Origin of the sequence: Pantoea sp. USHLN256 (genome assembly GCF_037149875.1) — a bacterium.
GTDB lineage: Bacteria > Pseudomonadota > Gammaproteobacteria > Enterobacterales > Enterobacteriaceae > Pantoea > Pantoea nemavictus.
In genome coordinates, this window is the sequence record NZ_JBBCQO010000036.1 from 1 (window position 1) to 448 (window position 448).

The 448-nt window shown below is 53.1% G+C and carries 1 rRNA gene; it reads right to left on the reverse strand.

The features are described 5' to 3' along the window. Positions 1 to 44: 44 nt before the first annotated feature. A 16S ribosomal RNA gene (locus WFL93_RS24135) occupies positions 45 to 448 on the reverse strand; the annotation flags it as partial.

Sequence of the window (448 nt, forward strand, 5' to 3'; positions counted from 1 at the left end):
ATCAGACAATCTGTGTGAGCACTTCGCGGGAAGGTATCTTCAGGTAAGGAGGTGATCCAACCGCAGGTTCCCCTACGGTTACCTTGTTACGACTTCACCCCAGTCATGAATCACAAAGTGGTAAGCGCCCTCCCGAAGGTTAAGCTACCTACTTCTTTTGCAACCCACTCCCATGGTGTGACGGGCGGTGTGTACAAGGCCCGGGAACGTATTCACCGTAGCATTCTGATCTACGATTACTAGCGATTCCGACTTCACGGAGTCGAGTTGCAGACTCCGATCCGGACTACGACGCACTTTATGAGGTCCGCTTGCTCTCGCGAGGTCGCTTCTCTTTGTATGCGCCATTGTAGCACGTGTGTAGCCCTACTCGTAAGGGCCATGATGACTTGACGTCATCCCCACCTTCCTCCAGTTTATCACTGGCAGTCTCCTTTGAGTTCCCGGC